General features: G+C 71.9%; 18 protein-coding genes. 8 read left to right on the forward strand and 10 right to left on the reverse strand.

Annotation, left to right across the window (positions count from 1 at the left end):
• Nucleotides 1–231: 231 nt before the first annotated feature.
• Nucleotides 232–1,491 (reverse strand): MFS transporter, encoded by a 1,260-nt coding sequence (locus tag CRP55_RS24000; protein WP_245923340.1) that lies wholly within the window; start codon nt 1,489–1,491, stop codon nt 232–234.
• A 123-nt stretch (nt 1,492–1,614) separates the two neighbouring features.
• Here CRP55_RS24000 and CRP55_RS24005 point away from each other — a divergent pair, with 123 nt between their 5' ends.
• Complete coding sequence (locus CRP55_RS24005) at nt 1,615–2,874, forward strand: hypothetical protein (RefSeq protein ID WP_097322391.1); 1,260 nt, start codon at nt 1,615–1,617, stop codon at nt 2,872–2,874.
• Between the two features lie 51 nt (nt 2,875–2,925).
• Here CRP55_RS24005 and CRP55_RS24010 read toward each other — a convergent pair whose 3' ends face one another.
• Nucleotides 2,926–4,011, reverse strand: a complete 1,086-nt coding sequence (locus CRP55_RS24010) for a zinc-binding dehydrogenase (protein ID WP_097322392.1) — start codon at nt 4,009–4,011, stop codon at nt 2,926–2,928.
• A 194-nt stretch (nt 4,012–4,205) separates the two neighbouring features.
• Between CRP55_RS24010 and CRP55_RS24015 the strand changes: the two genes are divergently transcribed.
• On the forward strand, nt 4,206–4,796 hold the full coding sequence (locus CRP55_RS24015) for a TetR/AcrR family transcriptional regulator (protein WP_097322393.1): 591 nt from the start codon (nt 4,206–4,208) through the stop codon (nt 4,794–4,796).
• 204 nt (nt 4,797–5,000) lie between these two features.
• Here CRP55_RS24015 and CRP55_RS54885 read toward each other — a convergent pair whose 3' ends face one another.
• From CRP55_RS54885 to CRP55_RS24040, 5 genes are all read right to left on the reverse strand, one after another.
• Nucleotides 5,001–6,158, reverse strand: a complete 1,158-nt coding sequence (locus CRP55_RS54885; protein WP_245923341.1) for a L,D-transpeptidase — start codon at nt 6,156–6,158, stop codon at nt 5,001–5,003.
• Between the two features lie 229 nt (nt 6,159–6,387).
• Nucleotides 6,388–7,167, reverse strand: coding sequence for an HAD-IIA family hydrolase (locus tag CRP55_RS24025; protein WP_097322394.1), 780 nt, complete (start codon nt 7,165–7,167; stop codon nt 6,388–6,390).
• Nucleotides 7,167–8,189, reverse strand: a complete 1,023-nt coding sequence (locus CRP55_RS24030) for a ferrochelatase (protein ID WP_097322395.1) — start codon at nt 8,187–8,189, stop codon at nt 7,167–7,169. Before CRP55_RS24030 ends, CRP55_RS24025 begins: the two co-directional genes overlap by 1 nt.
• Before the next feature lie 20 nt (nt 8,190–8,209).
• Entirely contained in the window at nt 8,210–8,977 is a 768-nt protein-coding gene (fabI, locus tag CRP55_RS24035) for an enoyl-ACP reductase FabI (protein ID WP_097322396.1), read from the reverse strand.
• Between the two features lie 21 nt (nt 8,978–8,998).
• Complete coding sequence (locus tag CRP55_RS24040) at nt 8,999–9,703, reverse strand: beta-ketoacyl-ACP reductase (protein WP_097322397.1); 705 nt, start codon at nt 9,701–9,703, stop codon at nt 8,999–9,001.
• An 88-nt stretch (nt 9,704–9,791) separates the two neighbouring features.
• On the opposite strand from CRP55_RS24040, the gene CRP55_RS24045 reads away from it, so the two are divergent.
• The 3 genes from CRP55_RS24045 (at nt 9,792) to CRP55_RS24055 (ending at nt 12,595) form a co-directional block, all read left to right on the forward strand.
• Nucleotides 9,792–10,991: a sensor histidine kinase gene (locus CRP55_RS24045; RefSeq protein ID WP_245923342.1), complete on the forward strand. Its 1,200-nt coding sequence runs from the start codon at nt 9,792–9,794 to the stop codon at nt 10,989–10,991.
• Entirely contained in the window at nt 10,988–11,644 is a 657-nt protein-coding gene (locus CRP55_RS24050; RefSeq protein WP_097322399.1) for a response regulator, read from the forward strand. Before CRP55_RS24045 ends, CRP55_RS24050 begins: the two co-directional genes overlap by 4 nt.
• A gap of 63 nt (nt 11,645–11,707) precedes the next feature.
• A complete protein-coding gene (locus tag CRP55_RS24055) occupies nt 11,708–12,595 on the forward strand; it encodes an alpha/beta hydrolase (protein WP_097322400.1) in 888 nt (295 codons plus the stop codon).
• Nucleotides 12,596–12,966: 371 nt separating this feature from the next.
• Here CRP55_RS24055 and CRP55_RS24060 read toward each other — a convergent pair whose 3' ends face one another.
• The 3 genes from CRP55_RS24060 to CRP55_RS24070 are packed head-to-tail and all read right to left on the reverse strand — an operon-like array spanning nt 12,967 to nt 16,138.
• Nucleotides 12,967–13,917, reverse strand: a complete 951-nt coding sequence (locus CRP55_RS24060) for a 26S proteasome regulatory subunit RPN10 (RefSeq protein ID WP_097322401.1) — start codon at nt 13,915–13,917, stop codon at nt 12,967–12,969.
• Entirely contained in the window at nt 13,914–15,026 is a 1,113-nt protein-coding gene (locus CRP55_RS24065) for a DUF58 domain-containing protein (RefSeq protein WP_097322402.1), read from the reverse strand. Before CRP55_RS24065 ends, CRP55_RS24060 begins: the two co-directional genes overlap by 4 nt.
• Nucleotides 15,008–16,138, reverse strand: a complete 1,131-nt coding sequence (locus CRP55_RS24070) for an AAA family ATPase (RefSeq protein ID WP_097322403.1) — start codon at nt 16,136–16,138, stop codon at nt 15,008–15,010. Before CRP55_RS24070 ends, CRP55_RS24065 begins: the two co-directional genes overlap by 19 nt.
• Nucleotides 16,139–16,410: 272 nt before the next feature.
• On the opposite strand from CRP55_RS24070, the gene CRP55_RS24075 reads away from it, so the two are divergent.
• The 3 genes from CRP55_RS24075 to CRP55_RS24085 are packed head-to-tail and all read left to right on the forward strand — an operon-like array spanning nt 16,411 to nt 18,855.
• Nucleotides 16,411–16,650, forward strand: a complete 240-nt coding sequence (locus CRP55_RS24075) for a hypothetical protein (RefSeq protein ID WP_097322404.1) — start codon at nt 16,411–16,413, stop codon at nt 16,648–16,650.
• 10 nt (nt 16,651–16,660) lie between these two features.
• The gene (locus CRP55_RS24080) at nt 16,661–17,173 is read left to right on the forward strand and encodes a PH domain-containing protein (protein ID WP_097322405.1); all 513 of its coding nucleotides are present in this window, start codon (nt 16,661–16,663) and stop codon (nt 17,171–17,173) included.
• Nucleotides 17,170–18,855, forward strand: coding sequence for a PH domain-containing protein (locus tag CRP55_RS24085; RefSeq protein WP_438865811.1), 1,686 nt, complete (start codon nt 17,170–17,172; stop codon nt 18,853–18,855). The genes CRP55_RS24080 and CRP55_RS24085 overlap by 4 nt, the downstream gene beginning before the upstream one ends.
• The last annotated feature ends 21 nt before the right edge of the window (nt 18,856–18,876 follow it).

Below are 18,876 nucleotides of genomic sequence, written 5' to 3' on the forward strand. Positions count from 1 at the left end.
CCCCCGCGCCCGCGCCCTCGCGCCCTCGCGCCCCCGCGCCCTCGCGCCCTCGCGCCCTCTCCCCTCGCCCTCGCGCCCTCGCGCCCCGCGCCCTCTCCCCTCGCCCTCGCGCCCTCGCCCTCTCCCCGCGCCCCCGCGCCCTCGCCCTCTCCCCGCGCCCTCCCCCGCGCCCTCACGCTCTCGCCCACGCGCCCTCACGCTCTCGCCCCCTCGCCTGCTAGTTCTGCCGGGTCAGGACCTACTGGGGGTCAGGTCGAGCAGCGTGTCGTCGATGTGCGGCGGGGTCTTCACGCGCAGGGCGATCAGGGCGGCGACCACGCAGGAGACCGCGCCGACCAGCAGCGCCAGGCGTGGGCCGCCGAGGCCACTGAGCCAGCCGGTGATCACGCTGCCGATCGGTGTCGTTCCGATGTAGACGAACACCCAGAGGGCCACGATCCGGCCGCGGTACTCGGGCGCGGTGTGCAGCTGGATCGTCGTGGAGGCGAGCGTGGTGAAGGCGAACCCGGCGGCGCCGGTCACCAGCAGCGTGACCGTCGCGGTGGCCACGTTCGGCGCGGCGGCGGTCGCGGCGAGCCCGACCGCGAAGGCGAGCGCGGTGACGATCAGGTACTGCCGCCGCGGGTGCTTGACCAGGCCGACGCCGAGGGAGCCGGCGATCGAGCCGACGCTGAGCATCGTGGAGAGCAGGCCGTACGTGCCGCCCGAGCCGTGGAAGGTCTGCTTGGCCAGCACCGGCAGCACCACCGAGAAGTTGAAGGCCAGCAGCCCGACCAGCGCCATCATGGTCAGCGGCAGCCACACCTGCTGGCGGGTGCGCGCGTAGCGGACGGCGGCGGCCACACCGGTCGGGCTCGTTCCGGTCCGCTTGTTCCGCGTGAGCGGCCGGATCAGCAGGAGCGCGCCGATCACGGCCAGGTACGAGATCGCGTTGACCAGGAAGCAGGGGGTGACGCCGACCGCGACGATCAGCACGCCGGCCAGGGCCGGGCCGACGACCCGGGCGCTGTTGAACACGACGCCGTTGAGGCTGACCGCGCTGGCCAGGTCGTCGGACGGGACGAGAGACGAGACGAACGCCTGCCGCGCCGGCGAGTCCACGATGCCGACGATGCCGCCCGCGACACCGATCGCGATGACCAGCGGCACCCCGGCGTGCCCGGTGGTGGCCGCGATCCAGATGGCGAGCGCCAGCGCCCCGTAGATCGCCTGGGTGACGATCAGGAGCCGCCGCAGGTCGAACCGGTCGGCGATGCTGCCGCCCCACGGGCCCAGCAGCAGCGACGGGAGCCCGCCGACGGCCAGCACGAGACCGAGGGCCGACGCCGAGCCAGTCAGTTGCAGTACGAGCCATCCGATCGCCGTCTGCTGCAGGAAGGTGCCGCTGGCCGACGCGATCTGCCCGCCGAAGTACCAGCGGAACGGCACTGACCTCAGCGCCCGGAATCCATTTTTCGCCACGGCGACGCCCTTGCCCGATTGCCCGGGCACCCATTGCTCCCCGTGACCAAGGACTCAGACGCCTGTTGACAAGGATTCGTACGTTCGTCTATGGCGCGCCGGACGGCGATCCAGCACCCTAGGTTGCTGACATTTATCACGGGGAGAACCAAAATGCGCGTAAAGCGCCTCCTGGCGGGAACCGCCGCTGGTGCCACCGCTCTGGCCTTCGCTGGCGCCTGTGCCCAGCAGATCAAGCAGATCGAGCCCAAGCTCGAGCTGCGCAACGCCGCCTCGCAGCTGTCCGAGGCCAAGCAGACCGGCTTCACGGTCAAGCTCACCGGCAGTCCGGAGGACCTCGCCGCCGGCCTCAAGCTCGAGGATCCGACGGACGTTCCCGACGCCGAGACGCTGAAGAAGCTCTTCAACTCGTCGTTCACCATCGCCACCGACAAGGCCGGCGAGGGCGACAAGGACGACCGCGCGTCGCTGTCCGCGACCATCGACGGCGTGACCGGCACCGAGCTGCGGGTCATCGACGGCGTCGTCTACGTCAAGGCTCCGGTGCAGGAGCTGGCCACCAAGTTCGGCGCCGCCGCGAGCGACGTCACCGAGATGCGCCAGGGCCTGACGGGCGAGCTGCCCGAGGCGGCCGCGCTCTTCGACGGCAAGTGGGTGTCGGTCGACGTGGCCAAGGCGGCCGAGGGTGCGCTGGGCAAGGCGGCCACCCCGTCGCAGGACCCGGCTCAGGCGGCCAAGCTGCAGAGCGAGATCCAGACGAGCGCGAAGAACCTGTTCGAGAGCGCCCAGATCGTCCGCGACTCGGCCGACCCGACCCACCTGACGGTCACCTCGTCCACCACGAAGGGGTACGAGGAGTTCCAGCGCCTGGCCGGGGTCTTCGGCAAGGAGCTCGGCACCGACGTCACCAAGGAGCTCCCGAAGGCGCCGAAGGAGCGGCCGATCACCCTCGACCTGTGGATCAAGGATGAGAAGCTGACCGCCATCGAGGTGAACTTCCTGCAGTTCATCGACGGCGCGACCGGCCGGGCCGCGCTGCGCTTCGAGGTCACCACGGGAGCCGAGATCGCCGCCCCCGAGGGCGCCACGAAGATCGACCCGAGCAAGCTGACCTCCGGCCTCACCGGCGGCGGCGCCACCCCGAGCCTGGGCGGCGGCCTCGACGACCTCGACGGCGACACGGCGTACACCGAGGCGCGTCTGCTCGGCCTCCAGGTGCAGCTGATGCAGCTGGAGAAGGGCAACGTCAACACCTACCTGAAGCAGGCCGTGGCCGAGCGCAACGCGGAGGGCGACGGCGTCAAGGCGGGCGTCGTCCGCAGCGGCGTGGCCCAGGTCGCGGCCGACGGCGCGTTCGCCTGCCTGAAGGTCTCGGCGAGCAAGGAGCCGGTGGTCACCAAGGGCCGCTGCTGACAGTTCGGCTGTACGGAAAGGGCGCCCACGTGGCGCCCTTTCCCTGTCCGGCTACAGGCCGGTGACCACCACGCGGGCGGTGGTGCCGTCCTTGAGCAGGTCGTAGCCCTCGTCGATGCCGGACAGGCCGATCTCCTTCGAGACCAGGTCGTCAAGGTTCATCCGGCCCTGGAGATACATCGAGGCGTAGAACGGGATGTCCTTCTTGAGGTTGGACGATCCCATGTATACGCCCTGGACCTTCTGTGAGGCGGAGAGAGCCACGAGGGTGCTCACCTCGAGGCCGGCGTCGACCGCGGCCGCGCCGATCAGGTAGAGGCCGCCGCCCTTGCCGAGCATCTGGAACCCCTGGGCGGTGACCGGGCGTACGCCCACGAAGTCGAAGACGTGGTCCGCACCTCCATCGGTGATCGCACGGACCGCCTCGACCGGGTCGCCCTCCCGTGAGTTGATCACGTGAGTGGCCCCGAACGCCTTGGCCCGCTCCAGCTTGCCGTCCTCGATGTCGGTCACGATGATCTGCCCGGCGCCGGCCAGCCGGGCCCCGCTGATCGCGTTCATGCCGACTCCGCCGGCGCCGATCACCACGACTGTCTCGCCGTACTGAACGCCGGCACTGTTGAGCACCGCGCCGGCTCCGGTCAGCACGCCGCAGCCGATGAGCGCGGCCGGCGCCCACGGCATCTCGTCCGGTATGACGGCGAGCTGGTTCTCGTGCAGCAGCACCTCCTGCGCGAAGCCGCCCACACCCATGCCCTGCGCGACCGGCTGCCCGTTCCAGGTGATGCGGGGCGCCTGATCCGGCGTGCGCAGCGTGAACTCGGGCCGGGTGCACAGGTGGGTGCGGCCGCTCAGGCAGTTCACGCAGAGACCGCAGAACTGGATCAGGCTGGCTACGACGTGGTCGCCCACCTTCACTTCGGACGCGTCCGGCCCGACCTCGGTGACGATGCCGGCCACCTCGTGACCCAGTACGGCCGGGAACTCCGCACCGAGGAAGGTGGCGATGCTCAGGTCGGAGTGGCACAGGCCGGACGCCTTGACCTCCACGCGGACTTCGCGCCCGATCGGGTCGGCGAGCTCGACCTCCTCGAGAACGAACCCCTGCCCCAGACCCTTGGTGACGGATGCCTTCATAACATTTGCCTCTTTCCGGGCGCACCGACGGCAGGGCCCGTCCCGGGCGGTGCCGTCGAGGAGTTGCCGCGCGGCTCTCGAAATTTCGGGGCGCGACCTCTCCATGGTGGCACCACTGCGTCCAAAAGAAAAGAGACACGTGTTGGTTAGTGCTGGTGAGGGCCGCGCGGACCCGGACAGGCTAAAGTTCGTCAGTGTCCGTCGACGTCCGGGTCCAGCGCACCCGCACCCGCTTGAGAGAGGCCGTCGTACGCCTGGCCGCCGACCGCCCCGTCGAGGACATCCCCGTCGCCGACCTGGTCCGCGCCGCCCGCGTCAACCGCACGACCTTCTACCAGCACGCCACGAGCCCCGCCGCGGTGCTTTCGCAGCTGCTCTACGAAGACCTCGATGCCATGCGCGCCGACCTGATCGCCGGCTTCGCGGCGTCGACGTCACCCCCGCGCGCCATCTGGGAACGCTCGGCCGCCGCCATGGCCGACCATCTGGACCGCTTCGACGCCCTCTACACCGCCGGCCTGGTCGGCCACCGCAGCGCCACCCTCTACCGCCTGCTGGTCGACCACTTCGCCACCACGGCCACCACGTTCCTGGAGCAGAACCCGGCCCTCCTCCCACCCGGCGAGGGCCCACTCCCCTGGCGTACGAAGGCCCACGGCGCCTTCCTGGCCCACGGCACCGCCGGCGTCGTCGAAGCGTGGCTCTCCCAGCCCTCCCCCCGAGACCACGCCTTGTTCATCTCCGCCGCCGTCGAGGTCCTCCCACCCTGGGCCCTGGGCCGCTGACACCCTCAACCGCGAACGCCCAGCCAAGCGCACGCCCAGCCGAGCAGACCGGACGCACAGCCGACCGAACCCCAGCGGAGCAGACGCCCAGCCGACCGCACCCCCAGCCGACCGCACCCCCAGCCGACCGCACCCCCCAGCCGAGCGCACGCAACAGTTCGAGCGCGCGCCACGGTCGGGCGTACTCCACGGTCGGGCGCACGCTCAGTCGACGACATGGACGGGAGTGCCGGAGCCCAGGTGGCGCAGCAGGGTCCGCTGCGCGCCGGCGGGCAGGCGCACGCAACCGTTGGAGACGCTGTGCCCGAAGGCGGACCGCCGACTCCAGGCGTGAATCCCCGTGTGGCCGCCCCGCAGCGCCGGTGCGAGCGCCGCCCGGTCATCCGGCACGGCCCCGAGCACGAGAGCGTCCAACCCGGCGTAGACGCCGCCCACGGTGATGGTCCGCCCGAGCACAAAGGTCCGCCCCAGCGGCGTGGGAGTCCGCCGCGCCCCGACAGCGACCACCCACGAGCCCTGCCGCTTTCCGTCCCGCAGCCAGACAAGCCGATGCTCCCGCCGGTGCAGGATCAGCTGATCCGAGAGCCGCCGAACCTCCCACCCACGCCCGGAAGCCCCCTCACCCGACGACCGGGCCCCCCACTCACGCCCGAAGCGATACCCCAGCGACCTGGCCTCCCAGCCGCGCCCAGACGATTGCTCCCCCAGCAGCCCGACGCCGCCGCCACGCCTGGACGACCGCTCCCCTAGCATCCCGACGCCGCCCCGCCCGGAGGACTGCTCCTCCAGCGGTTCGGCGCCGCCTCCGCGACCGGACGACTGCCCGTCCGACGGACGGGCATCCTGACGGCGGTCGGAAGCAGGCTCGCGTGGTGGCTGGGCCTTCCGATCTCGTCCGGCCGGCTTCTCGGGGATCCAGCCGACGCGGCGGTTCAGGGAAGGCAGCAGCACGCCGGCCCAGCCGGGCTGCCGCTCGACGATCGGGACGGTCACGGTCAGGCCGCTGATGGACTTCGGCAGGAAGGCCCGTGGGCGGCCGCCTGGGGCGTCGTAGACGGCCAGCTTCCGGAGCGGACGCAGGCCTTCCGAGATCGCCGCTACGGACGCGGGGGCCACATCGCGGGGGAACCCGGTCGGCGCGCCCCAGTAGTCGATCACCGGCAGGTCGCGCGGTGCCGGGCGGGCCTCCGGCACTCGCACGGGGGCCGGCTTGTGGGCTACAGCGACGCGCCGCGCCGCCCTGATCTCGTAGGGCTCCGCCTGTCGCGGGCCGTCAAGCTGGACGACGCCGGCGCCGCCCGCGAGCGTCGCCACGAAGACCCACCCGGCCACCGCGCGGCGAGAGCTGGGAAAGCGTGGCACACCCCCACCATAAGACCCGAAACGCTCTCAATTACCCATTACGCCCGTTCCGCGACTTCCGTCACGTGATCAGAACCGGACACCGCCGCCTGGCGTTGGGTTTGGGCGTCACCACTCACGCACGTCGCCGTGGTGGGGTGAGCGCCCTGGGCGCGCAGCGCCCTGCTCACCCCGCCGCGGCCCTCGACGGGAGTTGCGGTCCGTACCCACCGCCCCGCTACGACATCCTTTAAATCTCGGGGATCAGGTCGGCGACCGAATTGACCACCCTGGATGGCCGGAAGGGGTAGCGGTCACTCTCCTCGCGGGTGCTGATGCCGGTCAGGACGAGGATCGTCTCCAGGCCGGCCTCGAGGCCGCAGAGGATGTCGGTGTCCATGCGGTCGCCGATCATGGCCGTGCTCTCGCTGTGGGCCTCGATCGTGTTGAGGGCAGAGCGCATCATCATCGGGTTGGGCTTGCCGACGAAGTACGGGTCGACGCCCGTCGCCTTGGAGATCATGGCGGCCACGGAGCCGGCGGCCGGGAGGGCGCCCTCGTTGGACGGGCCGGTGGCGTCGGGGTTGGTGCAGATGAAGCGGGCGCCGCCGTCGATCAGGCGGATGGCCTTGGTGATGGCCTCGAAACTGTAGGTGCGGGTCTCGCCGAGCACCACGTAGTCAGGATCGAATTCGGTCAGCACGTAGCCCGCCGCGTGCATGGCCGTGGTCAGGCCGGCCTCGCCGATCACGTAGGCCGTGCCGCCGGGGCGCTGGTCGGCGAGGAACTGCGCAGTGGCCAGGGCGGCCGTCCAGATGGACTGCTCCGGCACGTCGAAGCCCATCCGGTTGAGCCGCGCCTGCAGGTCGCGCGGGGTGTAGATGGAGTTGTTGGTCAGGATGAGGAAGGGTTTGCCGGACGACTTCATCTTGTTGACGAACTCGGGCGCGCCGGGGACCGGGACACCTTCGTGGACGAGCACGCCGTCCATGTCGGTGAGCCAGCTCTCGATGGCTTTGCGCTCCTTCATCATGCTCCTCGTCGCCGTGGTGGTGGACAGCAGTTCACCGGGCAGTCGTCCCAGACCGGCAGCGTACCGAGTCGCCGGAGCGGGGCGCGGTCGGTGCGCTCCTGGACCAGCTCGCGAACCATCGCGACGAAGCGGGGGTCGGTGTTGGGGGTGGCGGCGCGGGCGTAGCCGAGGCCGAGCTTCTGTGCGGTCTCGGCGGCCTCGTTGTCGAGGTCCCAGAGGACTTCGAGGTGGTCGGAGACGAAGCCGACCGGGCTGACCACCACGTCGGTGACGCCCTGCTCGGCCAGGGACTCGAGGTGGTCGTTGATGTCGGGCTCGAGCCACGGCACCTGCGGCGGGCCGGAGCGGCTCTGCCAGACCAGGTCCCAGGGCAGGTCGGCGGCGGCGCGCTCGTGGACCAGGCGGGCCGTCTCGTTGAGCTGCGCCGTGTAGCGGCCGCCGGTGGGGCCGGCGGTCTCGGCCATCGTCACGGGGATGGAGTGGGCGGTGAAGACGAGGCGGGTCGTCTCGCGGCGCCCGGAGAGCGTGGCCAGCGCGGCCCGCACCGCGTCGACGTTGGGATCGATGAAGCCCGGGTGATCCCAGAACTGACGGATCTTGGAGATGACCGGCGCGCCGGGGCCGACCTTGGCCCGGGCGTCGGCGATGTCCTCCCAGTACTGCTTGCAGGAGGAGTAGCCGCCGTAGGCGCTGGTGGCGAAGCCGAGGGCGTGCTTCACACCGTCGTCGCGCATCTGGGCGACGGTGTCTTCGAGCATCGGCTGCCAGTTCCGGTTGCCCCAGTAGGTCGGCAGATCGATGCCGTTCGCGGCGAAATCGGAGGTGACGGCGGCCAGCAGATCGCGGTTCTGCTGGTTGATCGGCGAGACGCCGCCGAAGTGGTAGTAGTGCTCGGCCACTTCGGCCAGGCGCTCGTCGGGGACGCCGCGCCCGCGCACCACGTTGCGCAGGAACGGCATCACGTCATCAGGCTTCTCGGGGCCGCCGAAGGACAGCAGGACGAAGGCGTCGTAAACCACCCGTCAATACTGTCACCGGGTCAGGCGCCGAGCGCGTGGTAACCCCCGTCGACGTGCACAACCTCACCCGTGGTGGCCGGGAACCAGTCGGAGAGCAGGGCGCAGACGGCCTTTCCGGCGGCCGACGTGTCGTGCAGGTCCCAGCCGAGCGGCGCCCGGTCGGCCCACGCGTCCTCGAACTGCTCGAAGCCGGGGATCGACTTGGCCGCCATCGTGCGCAGCGGGCCGGCCGAGACCAGGTTGCTGCGGATGCCCTGCTTGCCCAGGTGCAGCGCCAGGTAGCGGGAGGCAGACTCGAGGCCGGCCTTGGCCACGCCCATCCAGTCGTAGACCGGCCACGCCTTGGTGGCGTCGAAGGTCAGGCCGACGATGCTGCCGCCCTGCTGCATCAGCGGCAGGCAGGCCACGGCGAGCGACTGGTACGAGTACGTGGAGACCTGGATCGCCTTGGCCACGTCTTCCCACTTGGCGTTGAGGAACTCGCCGCCGAGCACGCTCTGCGGGCCGAAGGCGATCGAGTGCACGACGCCGTCGATGCCGTCGACGTGCTCGCGGACCTTGCCGGGCAGCGCGGCCAGGTGATCCGGATCGGTCACGTCGAGTTCGATCACCGGGGGCGGCGACGGCAGGCGCTTGGCGATGCGCTCGACCAGCGACATCCGGCCGAAGCCGGTCAGCACGACGGTGGCGCCCTGCTCCTGGGCGATCTTCGCCACCGAGAACGCGATCGACGCGTCGGTGATGACACCGGTGACGAGCAGCCGCTTGCCGGCCAGCAGTCCAGACACTGAAAAACGCTCCTAAGTTGTTTAGTGACCCATACCGAGGCCGCCGTCGACCGGGATGACCGCGCCGTTGATGTACGCGGCGGCGTCGCTCGCCAGGAACGTCACCGCGGCCGCCACCTCGTCGGGGCTGGCGAGCCGCCCCGCCGGAACCGCCTTGATGATCTCCGCCTGGCGGGCCTCGGACAAGACCGCTGTCATCTCCGTCTCGATGAAGCCCGGCGCCACCACGTTGGCCGTGATGTTGCGGCTGCCCAGCTCACGAGTGATGCTGCGGGCCATGCCGACCAGTCCGGCCTTGCTCGCCGCGTAGTTCACCTGACCGGGTCCGCCGTAGAGGCCGACGACCGACGAGATGAAGATGATCCGGCCCCACTTGGCGCGCAGCATCTTGGAGCTGGCGCGCTTGGTCACCCGGAACGAGCCCTTGAGGTTGGTGTCGACGACCCGCTCGAACTGCTCCTCGCTCATGCGCAGCAGCAGCGTGTCGTCGGTGATGCCGGCGTTGGCCACCAGCACCTCGACCGGGCCGAGCTCCTTCTCGATCTCGGTGAAGGCCGCGTCGACCTGGGCCGGGTCGGTGATGTCGCACTGCACCCCGAACAGGCCCTCGGGGGCGCCGCTGCCGCGGTGGGTCACCGCGACCCGGTCACCCTGCTTGGCGAACGCCTGCGCGATGGCGAGGCCGATGCCCCGGTTGCCGCCAGTCACCAATACCGTGCGAGCCACGACGAAACGCTCCTCATACCCAGGTAGGGGGTGCCGGGTGGCACCTCGGGGGCACGACGGCGCCTCGTCAGCGCCGTAACCTGCCGGGATGGAGACTATCGGCCCGGCGGCGGGGCGCAATGCCATGGGGCCGTTGCGCCGGCTGCTCTGGAGCCGGGAGACACCCCGGCCGCCGATCCGGCGCGGGCCCTGGGTCTACGCGCTTCCGGTCGGCCTTCTCGCACTGGCCGGACTGGGCGGAGCTGCGGCGACGTACCTCGGGGAGAACCGGGAGGCGGCCGGCATAGCGATCGCCGTCATCGCCGTCGGATCGGTGGCACCGGTCGCGATCGCCTTCCGGTGGCCCGTCCTCGCGTGGCGGTTCGGCTACGTGATGTTGTTCATCGGGTCGATGAACGCCACGGCGAAGGAGCCGTGGCCCTGGAACACCGTGCAGATCCTCGGGTTCCTCTTCGTGCTGGGCCGGCTCGCCGTCACCCAGGACACGGCGCTGACAGTGTGGGCGGCCGCCTTCACCGTCGTGCCGATCTTCGCCTATGCGCCGGAGGCCAACGCGTGGGGCGCCGCCGTGCTGGTGGCGGTGATCACGGTGATGGGCGACATCGTGTCCCGGTGGCGCCGTGCCCGCCGGCTGCTCGCCGAGAACGAGGAGCTCACCGAGCTGGAGCGGGCCAAGCGGGCGGTGCTGGAGGAGCGCGCCCGGATCGCCCGCGAGATGCACGACGTGGTGGCCCACCACATGTCGATGATCGCCGTACGGGCCGAGACCGCCCCCTACCGGCTGGGCGGGCTGCCGGCCGAGGCCGAGCAGGAGCTGGCGACGATCGCGTCGGCGGCCCGGGAGGCGCTGACCGACATGCGGCGCCTGCTGGGCGTGCTGCGGACCGGCGAGGGCGACGCTCCGCGGGCGCCGCAACCCGGATTCGGCGAGGTGGGTGAGCTGGTGGAGACGGCCCGGGCGGCGGGGGTCGAGGTTTCTTTGTCGTACGCCGATGTGCCCGCTCTCCCGGAGACGGTGGGGCTGGCCGCCTATCGGATCGTGCAGGAGGCCCTGGCCAACGCGGCGCGGCACGCTCCGGGGGCGGCGGTGGCGGTGACCGCGCGCGGCGACGGCGGCCGCTTGGAGCTCGAGGTGAGCAATGCCGCTGACGGCCCGGCGGGCGAGGGCGGGCACGGCCTGTCGGGGATGCGGGAACGGGCCACACTGCTCGGTGGCACCCTGACCGCCGGCGTCTCCGAGGGAGCTTTCGTGGTGCGGGCGGTCCTTCCGGTGGAGGCGGACGAGTGATCAAGATTCTGATCGCGGACGACCAGGCGATGGTCCGCGAGGGCTTCGGCGCGCTGCTCGGCGCCCAGCCCGACATGGTGGTGGTCGGCGACGCGGCCGACGGCGCCCAGGCGGTGACCCGGACCCGCGACCTGCGGCCCGACGTCGTGCTGATGGACGTGCGGATGCCGGTCATGGACGGCCTGGAGGCGACGCGGCAGCTCTCCGCGGGTGCTCTCGCGGCTGCCAAGATCATCATTCTGACCACGTTCGACCTGGACGACTACGTCTACGCGGCACTGCGGGCCGGCGCCAGCGGTTTCCTGCTCAAGGACGCCCCGGCCGCCGATCTCATTCAGGCCGTACGGATCGTGGCCGCCGGCGAGGCCCTGCTGGCCCCATCGGTGACGCGCCGCCTGATCGCCGAGTTCGCGGCCCGCCCGGCCACCGACCGGCCGCGGCCCACCGCGCTGAACGCGCTCACCCCGCGCGAGACCGACGTGCTGCGGCTGATCGCCCGGGGCCTGTCCAATCAGGAGATCGCGGCCGATCTGGTGGTGGCCGAGCAGACCGTGAAGACCCACATCGGCCGGATCCTGGCCAAGCTCGGCCTGCGCGACCGGGCGCAGGCGGTGGTCTTCGCCTACGAGACGGGGCTCGTAGTACCGGGGTAGGACATCGATGTCCGGTCCGGAGGGTGACGATCGGGGTGCCGTCGCCGCGAGACGTTGCGGCCCATGCGAATCCTGCCGCTCGTCCTGGTCCTGTCCGCTTTCTCCCTCCCTGTTTCTCCCACTCCTTCACAAGATCAACTTCTGTCATTCGGAGACGCCTACCGCAAGACCGCCGTACGCATGCTGGCCACCGGCTGCCCGTACGCCACGTGGGCCGCTCAGGGCCGCCGCTTCCTCTCCTTCGACCCGGCCGGCGACGGGCGGGCGGTGGAGGTGCTCGGCGACCTCGCCACGGCGTCGCGCGTCGCCGTCCTGGTGCCGGGCGTCGACACCGTCCTGGCCGACTTCGACCGCGGCCTCGGCGGCGTGCCCCGACGCGCGCCCGGCGTGCAGGCCCGCGCCCTCTACGAGCAGCTGAGCAAGCGATCACCGGACGTGGCGGTGATCGCCTGGCTGGGCTACGACCCGCCGGAGGGCATCGGGCCGGCCGCCGCCACCTACGGGCGGGCCCGGGCCGGCGCCACCGCGCTGGTCGCCTTCGTCCGCTTCCTGGAGAGCCAGCGCCCCGGCGTGGCGGTGACCTTGATCGGGCACAGCTACGGCTCACTCGTCGTCGGCCTGGCCGCGCCCCGGCTGCCGCGGGTCGGTGACGTGGTCGCCCTGGGCGCCCCGGGCATCGGCGCCGCGCACGCGGCCGACCTCGGCGGCGCGCGGGTCTGGTCGGCGCTCGCCCCCACCGACTGGATCCGCCGGATCCCCCAGGTACGCCTGCTCGGGGTCGGGCTCGGCCGGCGCCCGTCGAATCCCGAATTCGGGGCGTTTCCGCTGCCCACCGACGGTGTGGCCGGGCACGACTACTACCTGGCGCCGGGCAGCGCCACCCTGCGCGCGGTCGGCGATGTCGTCCTGTCGGGTGTTCCGCGCCACGACGGGGCGGGGGAAGTTTCTTAGCGGAACCTTAAGGGGTATTGTGCCATCCGGCCCTGACGCCGAAACGACTCTCGGGAGGTGATCGCTGTGCGAGATAGCGATCCTCCTAGTCGCGGCCGGGCCGTTCGTCAGCCCCGTCGCTGACACGTTCCTTTCACCGCCCCGCATCCACCGGTGCCGTCCCGTCGACGGCGCTGGCCCAGTCGTGTGCACCGCGACGCCGGATGCGCGGGTGCCGGCCGCGACATGACCGTGTGCGCTTCCCCTCGCCCGTCACCGCGCGGAAGTAGCCCCCGACATGAAGAACTTCGTCGCACCGTTGAGCTTCACCATCGCCGCCGTCTGGGTGGTCGTCCTGTTCGTCCTCGTGCACGGCAACCCATGACCGGGTTCTACGGCAGCCGCGACGTCCAGAGCAGGCTGCCGGCGGCCGCCGCGAGGCCGAGCAGGAGCGCCACCCCGGCGTACCACTGAGTCACCTCGCGCGGCTGCACCCGGTGGCCGATCGAGCTGCCCATGTCCTCGTACACCTTCTTGAGCTCGCTCACCGACGCCGCCTCGTAGAAGTAGCCGTCGGTCTTCTCCGCCAGCTGCTGCAGCGACAGCCGGTCGACCGGCACCCGCTGCAGCGCGCCGCGGATGTCGACCACACCGGTGTCGGTGCCGAAGGCGATCGTCGAGACCGGCACGTTCGCCTGCGAGGCCGCTGTCGCCGCGTCCTCGATCGACCGGCCCGACGTGCGGTAGCCGTCGGAGAGCAGGACGATCCGGGCCGGCGGCGCGCCGTCGGCCCCGTCGGCCGGCACCGAGCGGATGGCGTCGAGCGAGGTGAAGACCGCCTCGCCGGTCGCGGTGGCCTCGGCCAGCGACAGCCCGTCGATCCCGGAGATCACCTCGGAGCGGTCCTTGGTCGGCGACACCAGCACGTTCGCCGACTTCGCGAACGACACCAGACCCAGGTTGTACGTGGGTGGCAGCTCGTTGACGAACGCCTTGGCCGCCTCCTGAGCCGCCTCGATCCGGTTCGGGGCGACGTCGTCGGCCTCCATCGACAGCGACACGTCGATGGCGAGCATGACCGTGGCCCGCTCCAGCGGCTCCTCCTTGTCGACCGAGGGCCGGGCCAGCGCGGCGCCCAGGGTCAGCAGGGAGAGCAGGAACGCGGCCGCCGAGACGTGCTTGCGCCAGCCCAGCCCGCGCGGGGCGAGCGTGCGGAGCAGGTCGACGTTGGTGAACCGCATCGCGTACTGCCGGCGGCGGAACTGCCGGAACACGTAGACGCCGGCGACGATGACCACCGGCAGAAGCGCCAGCAGCCACCAGGGCTCCAGGAAACGGATCATCGCGTGGTCCCCCGGGTGCGTGCGTGTCGCTGGGCGGCCACGAATCGGACCACGTCCAGCAGCCAGTCGGTGTCGGTACGAAGGCGCAGGTGGGCGGCGCCGGCGGCGCGCAGCGCCCGGGCGATCTCGCCGCGTTGCTGTGCGGCCGCCTCGGCGTAGCGGGCGCGCAGTTTCGGGTCGGCGGTCTGCACCTCGTGCAGCGCGCCGGTCTCGGGGTCGGCCAGGGTCAGCACGCCGACGTCGGGGATCTCCAGCTCGCGCGGGTCGACGACCTCGATCGCGAGCACGTCGTGCCGCACCGCCAGCTTGCGGATCGGCCGGGACCAGCCGTCCACCGGGGCCATGAAGTCGCTGATCACCACGGCCACACCTCGCCGCCGCGGCGGCCGGTTGAGCATGTCGATCAGCGCGCCCAGGTCGGCCCGCCCGGGCCTGATCTCGGTGCGGGCGATCGCGCGCAGCAGCCCCTGCGCCTCCTTGCGGCCGGGCCGGGCGGGCATCCGGACGACCTCGCTGCCGGGTTGCGGCTGCGGGTCCCGCTTGCGGCCCCAGCGGGTTCCGCTCTTCGGCCGTACGCCCGTGCCGGTGCCCACGACCGCACCGATGCGGTTGCCGCCGCGCACGGTCAGGTGGGCCATCGCGGTCGCCGCGGCCATCACGAGGTCGCTCTTGAGCCACTGGGCGGTGCCGAACTCGAGGCTGGCGCTCAGGTCGACCGCCATCCAGGTCTCCAGCTCCCGGTCGGCCACCGTGCGCCGCACGTGCGGCAGCGTGGTGCGGGCGGTGACCGGCCAGTCCATGCGGCGCACGTCGTCGCCGGGCCGGTATTCGCGCGACTCCCCGGCCTCGCTGCCGGGGCCGGGCAGCAGGCCCACGTAGTCGCCCTGGAGCAGCCCGTCGAGCTTGCGCGTGACCAGCAGCTGGAGCCGGGACAGCACCGCCTCGGCCCGGGCGGTCCCGGTCTCGCCCTCGGGCGCCAGCCCGCTCAGCGCCGCACCGGCCCGGGCCGAACCGATCAGCGCCGAGCCGTTCGGTGCCGAGCCATTCGGCGCCGAGCCGTTCAGTGCTGGGCCGTTCGGTGCTGGGCCGTTCAGTGTTGGGCCGGCCATGCCGCTCCGTTCTGGGCGGGCGCGCCCTGCGGAACCCCACTGACGGGCGCGGCCGACGGGTGGGTGCCGTTGGGCGAGGTGCCCTGGCGGGCCGCGACCGAGGGCAGCGGAACGCTCTGCATGATGCGGCTGACGATGTGGTCGGCCGGGATGTCGTCGGCCAGCGCGTCGTAGCTGAGCACCAGACGGTGACGCAGGATGTCGGGCGCGATGTCCTGCACGTCCTGCGGGAGCGCGTAGTCGCGGCCCCGCAGCAGGGCCAGGGCCCGGGTGGCCCGGACGATGCCGAGCGAGGCGCGCGGGCTCGCGCCGTACTGGATGAGCTGCGCCACGTCGGGCATGCCGTGCTGTGCCGGGGCGCGGGTGGCCAGCACCAGCCGGACCGTGTAGTCGACCAGAGCGTTGTGCACGAAGACCTGGTCGGCGCGGCGCTGGAGGCCGAGCAGGTCCTCCGGGGTGAAGACGACCTTGGGCTCGGGGGCGCTGACCCCCATCCGGTAGACGATCTCCCGCTCCTCGGCGTCGGTCGGGTAGCCCACCAGGATCTTCATGAGGAAGCGGTCGCGCTGCGCCTCGGGCAGCGGGTAGACGCCCTCCTGCTCGATCGGGTTCTGCGTCGCCATGACCAGGAAGGGGTCGGGCACCGCGTGCGACTGCCCGCCGATCGACACCTGGTGCTCGGCCATCACCTCGAGCAGCGCCGACTGCACCTTGGCCGGCGCCCGGTTGATCTCGTCGGCGAGCAGGAAGTTGACGAAGACCGGACCGAGCTCGACGTCGAACTTCTCACTGCTCTGCCGGTAGATGCGGGTGCCGACGATGTCGGCCGGCACCAGGTCGGGAGTGAACTGCACCCGGGAGAAGGTGCCACCGACCACCCGGGCCAGGGTCTCGACGGCGAGCGTCTTGGCCACGCCCGGCACGCCCTCGAGCAGGCAGTGCCCGCGCGCGAGCAGCGCCACGAACATGCGCTCGACCATCCGGTCCTGCCCGACGATCACCCGCTTGACCTCGAACATCGCGCGCTCGAGCTGCGAGGCGTCCTGTGCCGGGGGCACCGGCGCGGCCGCGCCGTTGTTGGTCTCGGTCTCGGGCGTGAGCGGCTGAGCCACCGGTCCTCCACAGCGGTCGAAAATGCCATCGACTCCTCGCGCCGGCGTGCTGCCGACGCTCAAGACTTACACGACCGACCTGAGAGCGCGCTCGTGGTGTCGCATTACGCGCCGCCGTTGACCGCCACCATGGTCCAGACGTGTCGATCTTTCTGCGCGATGCGCCGGATCGGGCACCCGAGCCGGGTGGATGCGTCACGCCGTGAACCGTGTAACATTCATCGCGTCGCCGGGCGACTTCCCCCGTGGTCGCCCGGCGCAATAATTCTCCGATGGATCTCTCCTCCGCCAGTCCTCAGAGCCTCGAGCCCCAGTGCTCGGCCAAGGGCTGTCGCGCCGAAGCAGCCTGGCAACTGCGGTGGAACAATCCCAAGTTGCACGCCCCCGACTACCGCAAAACGTGGCTGGCGTGTGAGGAACACCGGATTTCCCTGGGCAACTTCCTCGATCTTCGAGGATTCCTGCGCGAAGTGACGCCCTTCGGTACGGCGTCCGAAGCGCCCATCTCCTAGGCTTCGAGATGTGAACGAGCCACAGAGTGCCGCCGTCGATGCCCTGGAGCCGTGGCCCGACACCGTCGCGTGGCGCCCGGTCTCCCCCAAGCTGATCACTGTGGAGCTGATCGTCCGCATCGCCTGGTCGCTGGTCCTGGTGGCCGGCCTGGCCGTCGGCTGGGCCTTGCAGGGCCACTGGCTGTGGCGCCTGGGGATCCTGCTGGTCGTGGTCAACGCGATCTGGCGCTCCTTCGTCACCGTCCGCGCGGTGCGCGCCTGGGGCTACGCCGAGCGCGACCAGGACCTCCTGGTCCGCCACGGCCTGCTGGTCCGCCGCCTCTCGATCGTCCCGTACGCGCGGATGCAGTTCGTCGACGTCACCGCCGGCCCCTTGGAACGAGCATTCGGCCTGGCCACCGTGCAACTGCACACCGCCGCGGCCGCCAGCGACGCCCGCATCCCCGGCCTGCCCCCGGCCGAGGCCTCCCGCCTGCGCGACCGCCTGACCGCCCTCGGCGAGGACCGGGCCGAGGGCCTGTGACCACTCCCGGACCACACCCGCCCGGCCCTCCCGCCACCGGCCTGCCCGCCGCCGGCCCGGATGTGCCCACTGCTCACGGCGACCCGCCCGCTCCGGGCTCCGCCGCTGCGCCGCCGGCCAACGGTGAAGAGCCGCGGCGCCGGCTCCACCCGCTCAGCCCGCTCCTGCACGGCGCCAAGAGCATCGCGGTCATCGTGGCGGCGCTGTCCTGGCAGACGCTGTCGCAGGTCGGTCTCGAGCGGTTCGCGCTGGTCGTGCTCGTCCTCGCGGTCGGCGTCGTGGTCTTCTCCATCGTCGGCTGGCTCACCACCGGCTATCAGGTCGTCGGCCGCGAGCTGCGCATCTCCGACGGCGTGATCTGGCGCCGCAACCGCGCGATCCCCCTCGAGCGCCTCCAGGCCGTCGAGCTCCGGCGTCCCCTGCTAGCCCAGCTCACCGGCCTGGCCGAGCTGCGCCTCGAGGTGATCGGCGGCGGCAAGACCGAGGCGCCGCTGTCGTTCCTGACCGTGCGCGAGGCTTCCACGCTGCGCGAGCGCCTGCTCGCGCTGGCCGGCCACACGGCCGGCGGCCGGGCCGGAGCGGCGGCCCAGCCCGCCGCCGACGGTCCCGCGGCCGCCTTCGAGGCGCCGGCCGTCGAACGCCCGCTGTTGCGCGTCGGCAACCGCGACCTGGTGGTCAGCCAGCTCCTCACCCCACAGGCGTTCTTCCTGCCGATCGGCGTCGCCTTCGTCGTCATGCAGTTCGTGCTCGAGGGCTCCTGGACCTTCATCGGCATCGCCAGCACCGTGACCGCCATGGCCGGCGTGCTGCTGCAGCCGGTGCGCCGGGTGCTTCAGGACTGGGACTTCCGGCTCGCCCGCGACCCGGACGGCCGCCTCGTGGTGCGCTTCGGCCTGCTCGAGACCCGCAGCCAGATCGTCCCGCTGAACCGGGTGCAGGCGGTCGGCGCCACCTGGCCGCTGCTGTGGCGCGCGCAGGGCTGGCTGCACCTGCGCCTCGACATCGCCGGCTACGCGGGCGAGCCCGGCAGCGGCGAGAACAAGAGGTCCGACCGCCTGCTGCCGGTCGGCGACTTCGCGACGGCCCGGGCCCTGGTCTGGGACGTCCTGCCCGGCGTCGACCTGGCCACCCTGGCCACCAGCCCGCCGCCGAAGCGGGCCCGCTGGCTCAACCCGGTGTCGCTGCGCTACATCGGCGTGGGGCTGACGCCGGAGGTCTTCGTCAGCCGCTGGGGCCTGTTCACCCGCGAGATGCACATCGTGCCGTACGCCCGCCTGCAGAGCGTCCGCGTCGTGCAGGGCCCGGTGCAGCGCCTGCTCGGCCTGGCCACCGTCTACGCCGACACGGCCCGGGGCCGCTCGGGCCGGGCCAAGGACCGGGATCTGGCCGAGGCCTGGGTCCTGGCCCGGGAACTGGCCGAGCGCGCCCGCCAGGCCCGCCAGCCGGCCCCGCTGACCACCGACCGCCTCGACCCGTCGGCGGTGGCCGTCCCGGCCGCCGGCTCGGGCGCAGTGAACGGCGCGGTGAGCGGCCCGATGGACGGCGCGGTGAACGGCCCGATGGACGGCGCGGCGAACGGCCCCATGGACGGCACGGTGAACGGCCCCATGGACAGCGCGGTGAATGGCCCGATGGATGGCGCGGTGGACGACTCCTACTGGCGCCGGCCCGAGCAAACCTAGGCCCCCGTCCCGCCCCCGGCG

This window comes from Paractinoplanes atraurantiacus, assembly GCF_900215205.1.
GTDB lineage: Bacteria > Actinomycetota > Actinomycetes > Mycobacteriales > Micromonosporaceae > Actinoplanes > Actinoplanes atraurantiacus.

Bases quoted from the DNA above. Each gene is read 5' to 3' on its own strand.
- CRP55_RS24045 (WP_245923342.1), top strand. From the start codon at position 9,792: ATGGAGACTATCGGCCCGGCGGCGGGGCGCAATGCCATGGGGCCGTTG.
- CRP55_RS24075 (WP_097322404.1), top strand. From the start codon at position 16,411: ATGGATCTCTCCTCCGCCAGTCCTCAGAGCCTCGAGCCCCAGTGCTCG.
- CRP55_RS24010 (WP_097322392.1), bottom strand. From the start codon at position 4,011: ATGAAGGCATCCGTCACCAAGGGTCTGGGGCAGGGGTTCGTTCTCGAG.
- CRP55_RS24065 (WP_097322402.1), bottom strand. From the start codon at position 15,026: ATGGCCGGCCCAACACTGAACGGCCCAGCACCGAACGGCCCAGCACTG.
- CRP55_RS24025 (WP_097322394.1), bottom strand. From the start codon at position 7,167: ATGAAGGAGCGCAAAGCCATCGAGAGCTGGCTCACCGACATGGACGGC.
- CRP55_RS24060 (WP_097322401.1), bottom strand. From the start codon at position 13,917: ATGATCCGTTTCCTGGAGCCCTGGTGGCTGCTGGCGCTTCTGCCGGTG.
- CRP55_RS24055 (WP_097322400.1), top strand. From the start codon at position 11,708: ATGCGAATCCTGCCGCTCGTCCTGGTCCTGTCCGCTTTCTCCCTCCCT.
- CRP55_RS24005 (WP_097322391.1), top strand. From the start codon at position 1,615: ATGCGCGTAAAGCGCCTCCTGGCGGGAACCGCCGCTGGTGCCACCGCT.